At 71.0% G+C, this 6,142-nt stretch carries 7 protein-coding genes and 1 pseudogene; 4 read left to right on the top strand and 4 right to left on the bottom strand.

Annotated features, from left to right (window positions below):
• Positions 1–150: 150 nt before the first annotated feature.
• Positions 151–236, top strand: a pseudogene (locus K7G60_RS39560) (IS5/IS1182 family transposase); the annotation flags it as partial.
• A 523-nt stretch (positions 237–759) separates the two neighbouring features.
• On the opposite strand, the gene K7G60_RS32520 reads toward K7G60_RS39560, so the two are convergent.
• The 4 genes from K7G60_RS32520 to K7G60_RS32505 form a co-directional block, all read right to left on the bottom strand.
• Positions 760–1,326, bottom strand: coding sequence for a DUF6328 family protein (locus tag K7G60_RS32520; protein WP_225804558.1), 567 nt, complete (start codon positions 1,324–1,326; stop codon positions 760–762).
• Between the two features lie 490 nt (positions 1,327–1,816).
• Complete coding sequence (locus tag K7G60_RS32515) at positions 1,817–2,269, bottom strand: SRPBCC family protein (protein WP_225804557.1); 453 nt, start codon at positions 2,267–2,269, stop codon at positions 1,817–1,819.
• A gap of 226 nt (positions 2,270–2,495) precedes the next feature.
• On the bottom strand, positions 2,496–2,879 hold the full coding sequence (locus K7G60_RS32510; protein ID WP_225804556.1) for a PRC-barrel domain containing protein: 384 nt from the start codon (positions 2,877–2,879) through the stop codon (positions 2,496–2,498).
• A gap of 70 nt (positions 2,880–2,949) precedes the next feature.
• Positions 2,950–3,171 (bottom strand): DUF6458 family protein, encoded by a 222-nt coding sequence (locus tag K7G60_RS32505; protein WP_225804555.1) that lies wholly within the window; start codon positions 3,169–3,171, stop codon positions 2,950–2,952.
• Positions 3,172–3,429: 258 nt separating this feature from the next.
• Here K7G60_RS32505 and K7G60_RS32500 point away from each other — a divergent pair, with 258 nt between their 5' ends.
• The 3 genes from K7G60_RS32500 to K7G60_RS32490 all read left to right on the top strand — a co-directional run bounded on the left by K7G60_RS32500 (position 3,430) and on the right by K7G60_RS32490 (position 6,003).
• Positions 3,430–4,611 (top strand): serine/threonine-protein kinase, encoded by a 1,182-nt coding sequence (locus K7G60_RS32500; protein ID WP_225804554.1) that lies wholly within the window; start codon positions 3,430–3,432, stop codon positions 4,609–4,611.
• Positions 4,612–5,026: 415 nt separating this feature from the next.
• The gene (locus K7G60_RS32495; RefSeq protein WP_225804553.1) at positions 5,027–5,173 is read left to right on the top strand and encodes a hypothetical protein; all 147 of its coding nucleotides are present in this window, start codon (positions 5,027–5,029) and stop codon (positions 5,171–5,173) included.
• A 149-nt stretch (positions 5,174–5,322) separates the two neighbouring features.
• On the top strand, positions 5,323–6,003 hold the full coding sequence (locus K7G60_RS32490) for an SMI1/KNR4 family protein (protein ID WP_225804552.1): 681 nt from the start codon (positions 5,323–5,325) through the stop codon (positions 6,001–6,003).
• The last annotated feature ends 139 nt before the right edge of the window (positions 6,004–6,142 follow it).

The raw sequence follows: 6,142 nt of genomic DNA, 5'->3' as shown, positions 1-6,142 counted from the left end.
CCGATGCGGTGGGCCGGAGACGCGCCCCCGGCCTCGTCCACGCCGCTCGGCTCGGCGTCGAGCGAGGAGGAGTCGCAGCCGTTGGAGGGGCCGGCCGCGCCTCGGTGACCCGTTCCTCCACGAGGCTCCTCGGCTCGGCCGGTTCCTTGACCGCCGACGGTGGTGCATCGGCCGCAGGGCGGGGGACGTCGGCGGGCCGGAGCCGCGAGGTACTGGCCGCGATCGTGTTCGTCGCCCGCGCCGTGGACCGCGTCGGCGTCGCCCTGCCGAACTGCACGGCGACAAGGGGGCGACAAGGGCTACGGCTACGACCGGCTGCGTCGGCGATACGAGCGCAAGGCCGAGCGCTTCCTCGCCTTCGCGGGAGCTTCCGGGGCCCTCATCTGCCACCGCCGCCTCGTCCCTGCGGACGCGCGGAACCGGTCAGCGGGAGACCGCTCCAACACTGGACGCCCAGACCCGGAGGGGAACCGCCGCCGCGCCCGCCCCTTCCCGCACCTCATCCCTTCGGATTCGTGGCGGGGAAACGCGTTTCGGCGTCGTGTCCGCGGTCAGTCGGACCTCGAACGTGGTCCTGGACTCGGAAGGATTCCGCCGTGCCGGTCGTACTGGTCCTGGTGCTCGGTGTCGGGGTGGCGATGGCGTGGTGGAGCATCGCGCCTGTCCGCGGCGGTGTGCGGAGAGGTTCCCGGTGACGGCCGGTGGCCGGCATCCGCGCCTGTGCGCGAGAGGCCGGCCTCGGCTCGTGCGAGCGCGGGATCAGTTTCCGCTCGTGTGATGCGTACGGACCCACAGGGGCAGGGCGAACCAGCAGACCAGGTACCAGACGAGGACGCCGGAGACCAGCCAGGGCACGTACGGGTCGTGCGTCGCCACCCTCAGGATGAGGAACAGCGCGGCCGTCAGCGTCGCGAGAAGGAGCAGGATGCCGGTGAAGGTGAGCCGGGAGGCCCAGACGACGGCCTGGGGCTTGACCCTCCGTCCGGACACGATGCGGTGGACGGAGACAGGGCCGATCAGTGCACCCGTGGCCAGCGAGCCGAGGACGACGGTGACGAGGTAGATCGTCTTGTCGGTCTGCTCCAGCTCGTGGAAGAGCGGAGTGAACACCACGGTGAGGAGGAAGCCGAGAAGGATCTGTACGCCGGTCTGGGCGACCCGTATCTCCTGGAGGAGCTCCTGCCAGCGCCGGTCCGCGCGCTCCTCCTCGGTCTCGCCCCGCCCGTCCGCACCGGTGCCCCGCTCCCCGGCGTTCCCTCCGCGCCGCACCTCACCCTGCTCGTCCTGCTCGTACTTCGGCGTGGCATCGCCGTTTCGTCCGTCCATGAAGATCCTCCTCAGGAGTGTGGGGCAGGAGCGGGCCCGCGCTTCCCGGTCACCGCCTCCCCGGCCATGAGCGCCCGGCACGGAAAGCGGTTCTCGGGCGGGACCCCGCGGCGCGTCGGGAACCCGGCTCCGGCGTACGGCGGCCGATCGGCCTGTCCTGCCGGGGAGGGGCGGCGTGTGTGCGGCCCGCACACGAGTGCCGACGACCTCGGCAAGGGAACCGCGGATCGTGCGGAGTGAGCGTGTCCGATCGCCCAGCACCCGTGTGCCCCGGTGACAGGAATGCATGCTCCCCTTCGACGTCACAGGGGCCGCTTTTGCGCATGCGTTCTGTCTGATGGCCGGCCGGTCCGCCGGCCGCCGCGCCTTCCGACGATGCGTCGCGACGCACGGCGGCGTGGGCCGGACGGGTTTCCGTCCGGCCCACGCCGCCGTGCCACTGAGCCCTTCCGGTGCCGCGGACGCGGGTCCGCGGCCGTGGGTCGGGTCCTCAGACCGATCCGCGCCAGGCGCCCGTCTCCTGGCCGCCCCGCTCTTCGATGAACGACTTGAACCGCTTGAGGTCGCCGGTCACCTTGCGCTTGACGAACCCGAGCTTGTCGCCGACCTGCTCCGTCAGCCCCTCGGGGGCGAAGTCCATCTGGAGCATGACCTTCGTCCGGGACTCGTCGAGACGGTGGAACGTGACGACGCCGGCCTGTCGCGCCTCGCCCTCGACGGTCGTCCAGGCGACGCGTTCGTCGGGGATCTGCTCGGTGACGACGGCGTCGAACTCACGCCGCACGCCGCCGATCTCCGTGACCCAGTGGGTGAGCGTGTCCGTGCGCTGCTCGATCCGCTCCACGCCGTCCATGAAGCGCGGAAACGTCTCGAACTGGGTCCACTGGTCGTACGCGGCGCGTACCGGAACCTCGACCTCGACGGACTCCTCCACCTTCGACATGTCAACACCCTTCTCGTGGATCTCGTAGATCTCTCAGATCTCGTGGACGAGGCTTCCTCCCCATCGGGGACGGATCGCCATGATTCGCGTAACCCGTCCGGGAGATCTCATACCTTTTCGGAGACATCGAACGGGTCCCGTGTCACGGGAGAGCGCCGGGCCCCCCGCCCGGGTACGCCTCACCGGCAGGGACACGGCCCTGGCGGGAAACCCGGACCACGGCTTGTCAGATGACGCCCATGCCGCCCATGCCGCCCGAGAAGGGTCCGCCGGTACGGTAGTACTGGCTGATCTCCTCGCGGTACTGCCGGTCGGCGAGGTGCTTGTCGGAGACGAACTCGGGGGCGTCCTTGACCTGTTCCTTGGAAAGGGCGAGGTGGACCGTCTGCTCCTCCAGGTCGACGCGGGTCACCGCACTCGCCGGGATCAGCACTTCCTTGCCGAAGATCCAGACACCCGTGTCCACGACCAGATAGGCGTCGTCCACCTCGTCGGAGTGCTTGTCCACCTTGCCGATGTGCCCGTCGGACGCCTCGACCCGCCATCCGGTGAGGTCAGTGCCCGCCAGGTGGCCGGACTCCGTGCTGTAGGACCAGAGATGGTCGGTCATCGCTGTCACTCCTCTGTCGCTGTGCGTCGTGTACGTCGTGTACGTCGCGGCACCGAACGCGTGTGCCGCCTCAGAGCAGGTCACGCCGGTCGTCGGTGACCGTGGGCGCCACGGGCGGGACCACCATCCGGCGGCGGCGAAGAACGCTCGTGTAGACGGCGGTTCCGAGAAAGCCGACCGCCATCAGGATCAGACCGACCAGATCGAGGTCGACCGCTTCGACCTCCCAGTCGGAGGCGAAGGTGAGAATGGCGCCGACGGCGATCATGATGATGAAAAGTCCCAGACCCATGGTTGCTCCCTCCCATACGGGTTGGACAGCGTCCGCGTACCCGGGTCTTCAGGGATCATGCCGCTCCCCCGGGCGCGGGCGGAGCCTGCCCCTGCCGCCCCGCGCAAGACGGGCGTTCCCGTCCCTTTCCCTCCCTCCCGGGGGTGTTCATGGACCGACGGGGCACGCGTCAGCCACGAGCCCGCGCACGCACCAGCGGGCGACACACCCGCAGATCGGCCTGCCGGCAGAGGCCGACCACACCCCCGGGGAGCATCGATGCAGGTTCGTGCGAGGCCCTTCCGTCCCGATCTCATGCTGACGGCCCACGCCGTCGCCGGCCGCTATCGGCTCGACCGTCTCCTGGGCCGTGGCGGCTCGGCCGACGTGTACGAAGCGCTGGATCTGCGGCTGCGGCGCCCGGTGGCGGTGAAGGTGTTCCGCCCCGAGGACGCCCGCCGGACCGAGGCACGGTGCGGCGAGGAGGCCCGGCTCCTGGCGCGCATGCAGCATCCCGGCCTCGTGACGATCTACGACACGGGCGACGACGAAGGCCGGCCCTATCTGGTGATGCAGCTCGTCCGGGGGACGACCCTGCAGCGGCGCATGGCCCGCACGGTCCTCACGCAGGCCGAGACCTGCCGGATGGGGACGGTCCTGGCCTCGGCTCTCGCCCATGTGCACGCCCGTGGGGTCGTCCACCGCGACGTCAAACCGTCGAACATCCTCCTGGACCGGACGGACGCCCCGCACCTGTCGGACTTCGGCATCTCCCGCCTCATCGACGAGTCCGAGGACTGCGCGCCCGAGGGCGACGGCACGCTCATAGGAACCGCCTCCTACATGGCGCCCGAGCAGGCCCTGTGCCGGAACACGGGGCCCGAAGCGGATGTCTACAGCCTCGGTCTGGTGCTCCTCGAAGCACTGAAGGGCGAGGCGGAGTACGGGGGAGCGCCGCTGGAGGCGGCGCTGGCGCACCTGGACCGCCCTCCGGTGCTTCCGCCGGATCTTCCGGCGGAGCTCGCCGCCCTGCTGACGGCCATGACCGCCCGGGCCCCCGGGGCCCGGCCCGACGCGGCCGTCTGTGCCCGCGTCCTCGCCGGCCTGGCAAGGGCCGGACGCACCTCTCCGGCTGCCCCCGGATGTGCCTCCCGGGGCGGACGGACGGCTCGCCCCGTCTCCGGAGGAGCCACCGGACCGGTCGGCGCGCGTACGTCCGCCCGCTCCCCCGGTGTCGGCCGTTCAGGGCGCCCCGTCGGCGCGCGGGCCGTGGCGGCGACCCTGGTCACCCTCGGTCTCACGGTGACCGGTTCCCTGGGCAGCGCCCCCGCCGGGGAGGCGGCGGTCCGGCCGGCGCCCCAGGGTACGGCTGCTCCCCGGCCGGGGTCGGCGGAGGGTGCCCGGACGATCGCGCCGGCACCACTCGTACCGCGCGCGGACGATCCCCATCCGATCCCCTGACGATTTCCTGGCGACCTCCTGGCGGTCTCCTGGCGGCTCGTCAGAAGGCCGGTCAGGAGGCCTCCATCACCCGGAAGAGCTTCTCGACCCGGCACTCGGAAGGTGTGGGACGGCGTCAAGGGGCAACACGGAGTGACAGAGAACGAAGTCCGGCGGCACTCGCCCTCGGCGGTAAGGGAGCAAACGTGGCGCACGGCGTCCGGCCCCACAGGGAGACCGTGCCCCGTGCGGCCCGTCTGGACCTGACCGGGTACGGGCTCGAGGCCGAGGAGGGCCCGTCCCGCGAACCCGGCCCCGACCACGGCCGGGACGCCGAGCAGCCGCACCGGACGAGGCCCGTCGACCACTGCCTTGCGTTCTTCCGACAGGCGGTGCCTGCCGGAACGTCCCGCCCTTTCGATCGGAGGAGAACCCCATGACCGCACTGCTGAACCGCATCAAGCGATTCGCCCGCAGCCCTCAGGGCCGTAGGACGGCGGAGTCCATCCGCCGGGCCGCCGCCGACCCCCGCAGGCGCGCCCAGGCGCAGCGCCTCCTCGGCAAGCTGCGCGGCCACCGCTGACAGTTGCTCCCCGGCCCGGCGGGCCGGGGAGCGGCGCTCCGCTGTGACAGCTCCGTCCGGCCCGGGGCGGAACGGTTCGAACAGGCCCCACCTGGCTTCCAGGAAGCCCTGTCGACGTCGATGTCAGTGACGACACCTACCTTTTGCTCATGACTGATCAGCAGTGGGCGGACATCCGTCAACGGGTCGAGGCCTTGGGGGCGTCCCCCGCGAGCGACGACGTGTTCGGGGCCTCGGGGCACGGGTGGGTTCTGGAGCAGCCGCTCAGCCACGTCGAACTCGCAGAGCTCGAAGCGCAGATGAAGGTGCGGCTGCCGGAGGAATTCCGGACGTTCCTCCTTCATGTCGGCGCGGGTGGCGCCGGTCCCGCCCACGGCTTGTTCCCGGTGAGGCGAGTGCGGGGCCGTTGGCGGTGGGAGGGCGACGGCGCGGACATGGCGGACCTGTCCCGGCTTGCCGAGTCCTTTCCCGAGCAGGGTCCTGACCCCGAGGTCGTCGATGCGCTCCTTGCGCAACGCCCCGAGGAAGAGGAATTCGACGAGATCGAGGAGTTCGACGACGCCATCGAGGCATGGGACGAGCGGTGGAACGCCGTCATGTTCGCCCCTGAGCGCACGGTCGGGGCGATCGTGATCTGCCACCTGGGGTGCGCCCAGCGGGAGTGGTTGGTCATCAGCGGCAGCCACCGTGGCACGGTCTGGTCGGACTGCCGGGTGGACGACGTCGGCCTCGCACCGCTCCTTGGCCCCGACGGCAAGCCGGTGACCTTCGCACAGTGGTACCTCGACTGGCTCCGCCACGCCGAGCGCACAGCGCTGGAAGCGATCTGAGCCCCTGATCGCCTCCGTCCCAGGACACCGGCGAAACGTCACCAGATCGGGGGGGCCGGTCGAAGTCGTTCCAGCGGAGCCAGAACACACCGCCGAAGACAACCTGCGGGAGTGCGACCGGTCGCGCTCATGAGTCCCG

The sequence above is a fragment of the Streptomyces sp. NK15101 genome (genome assembly GCF_020400725.1).
Lineage (GTDB): Bacteria > Actinomycetota > Actinomycetes > Streptomycetales > Streptomycetaceae > Streptomyces.
Note: the sequence above shows the minus strand (reverse complement) of the source record. Positions and strands in the feature narration are given on the sequence as shown.

Bases quoted from the DNA above. Each gene is read 5' to 3' on its own strand.
- K7G60_RS32505 (WP_225804555.1), bottom strand. From the start codon at position 3,171: ATGGGTCTGGGACTTTTCATCATCATGATCGCCGTCGGCGCCATTCTC.
- K7G60_RS32495 (WP_225804553.1), top strand. From the start codon at position 5,027: ATGACCGCACTGCTGAACCGCATCAAGCGATTCGCCCGCAGCCCTCAG.
- K7G60_RS32490 (WP_225804552.1), top strand. From the start codon at position 5,323: ATGACTGATCAGCAGTGGGCGGACATCCGTCAACGGGTCGAGGCCTTG.
- K7G60_RS32500 (WP_225804554.1), top strand. From the start codon at position 3,430: ATGCAGGTTCGTGCGAGGCCCTTCCGTCCCGATCTCATGCTGACGGCC.
- K7G60_RS32520 (WP_225804558.1), bottom strand. From the start codon at position 1,326: ATGGACGGACGAAACGGCGATGCCACGCCGAAGTACGAGCAGGACGAG.
- K7G60_RS32515 (WP_225804557.1), bottom strand. From the start codon at position 2,269: ATGTCGAAGGTGGAGGAGTCCGTCGAGGTCGAGGTTCCGGTACGCGCC.
- K7G60_RS32510 (WP_225804556.1), bottom strand. From the start codon at position 2,879: ATGACCGACCATCTCTGGTCCTACAGCACGGAGTCCGGCCACCTGGCG.